The following is a 1,835-nucleotide window of genomic DNA, read 5'->3' on the forward strand; positions in this document are numbered from 1 at the left end:
TTGACCCCGATCGAGTTCGAAGCCATCATGACCACACCGGCCAGTCAGGCCGCGTGACCGAAACTGTCACCTGATCGTGCAGCAGACCCCGTCACGGATCTGACCACCAGGTTCCTTGAGATATACGAACCCAGCCACGCCCGCAAGGACGTCGCCAAGTATCCCGGCTACTACCTCGGGTCGATCATCATCTCCCAGAAAGGTAGCCAGCCCTTCATTGTCGATGGGCAGCAACGCCTCACCAGCCTCACATTGTTTCTGGCCTACCTGCGACAACTGCAACTCGACCGGGCAGACGTCGTGGACATCGACGAGCTGATCTTGTCGGTGAAATTCGGGGAGAAGTCGTTCAACCTCGACGTTCCCGACCGCAACGACTGCATGGCGGCCCTGTTCGAATCCGGCGAGTACGAGCCACCGGCCGATGCACCGGAGTCGGTACAAACCCTTGCGGATAGGTACGCAGAACTCGATGAGCGGTTCCCCGAGGAGCTGAAGGCAACGGCGTTGCCGTACTTCATCGACTGGCTCAAAGACCGTGTCCAACTCGTCCAGATCACTGCCTATACCGACGATGACGCCTATGCAATCTTCGAGACGATGAACGATCGCGGCCTCAAGCTCACCTCCGCCGACATGCTCAAGGGCTACCTGCTGGCCAACATGGACGATGGCACACCCCGGACCAAAGCCAACGAGCTGTGGCGCAAGCGACTGCGAATTCTCAACGAGCAGGCAGACGACGCGGGGTCAGATTTTCTCAAAACCTGGTTACGCAGCCAATACGCCAAGAAGATTCGGGAACGGAAGAAGGGCGCCCGCCCTGAGGATTGGGACCGGATCGGTACCGAGTTCCACCGCTGGCTACGCGCCGAACACACCGCGGTCGGCCTCGACGGGAGCGAAGATTTCTACCGGTTCGTCATCCGAGACTTCGACTTCTACAGTCGCCAGTACGGTCGCATCCTCGAAGCAGCGACCGGGAAGTTCGATCCCGATAGCCCATTGCGATTCATCCGTTACAACGCCGACTTCGGGTTCACCCTGCAGAACCAGCTCCTCCTTGCGCCGCTGCGGGTCGAGGACGGTCAGGCGGTGATCGACCAGAAGCTTGAGATTGTCGGAAGGTTCGCCGACATTCTGCTTGCCTGGCGGATTTGGAACTTCCGATCGACGGCCTACTCGACAATGCAGTACGCCATGTTCAACGTCATGCGGGATATTCGCGGTTGCGATGCCGACAACCTCGCCACGACGCTGCGCGACTACTTGAAAAAGGTTGAGGAGACGTTCGACAGCAACGACGATCTCTACGTGCATCAGCAGAACCGCGGGCAACTTCATCGGATCCTCGCCCGGATCACCGACTACATCACCGTCGAATCCGGTCAGGCGTCGAACTACATCGCGCTCACCAACGGCGGCAAGGTGAAGTACGAGGTCGAGCATATCTGGGCCGATCGCCCCGAACGTCATAAGGACGAGTTCAGCCATGAAGCCGATTTCGCTCGTCAACGCAACCGGATCGGCGATCTTCTACTGCTGCCCAAGCAGTTCAATGCCAGCTACAGCGACGGCACTTACAAGAAGAAGCTCCCGCACTACTACAAGGAGAACCTCCTCGCCGCGAGCCTCAATGCCCAAAGTTACGACAAGAACCCCGGCTTCACGCGATTCATCAAGGATAGCGGGTTGGCATTCAAGGCATACAACGAGTTCAAGGCGGTGGACATCATTGAACGCGGATGGCGAGTCCCCGATTTTGAGTCCACCCGGTTCTTGAGTCGGGTTGGTTTGATCCGTTCTCAGTTCGTGTTGCAGGCCACCGGGGTGTG

General features: G+C 58.4%; 1 protein-coding gene. It reads left to right on the forward strand.

The window, feature by feature from the left end:
• Nucleotides 1-216 precede the first annotated feature (216 nt).
• On the forward strand, nt 217-1,835 hold a 1,619-nt coding region (locus tag LI92_RS21095; RefSeq protein WP_286135216.1), incomplete at its 3' end, for a DUF262 domain-containing protein.

Source organism: Mycobacterium sp. UM_Kg1 (assembly GCF_000972925.1).
Lineage (GTDB): Bacteria > Actinomycetota > Actinomycetes > Mycobacteriales > Mycobacteriaceae > Mycobacterium > Mycobacterium hiberniae.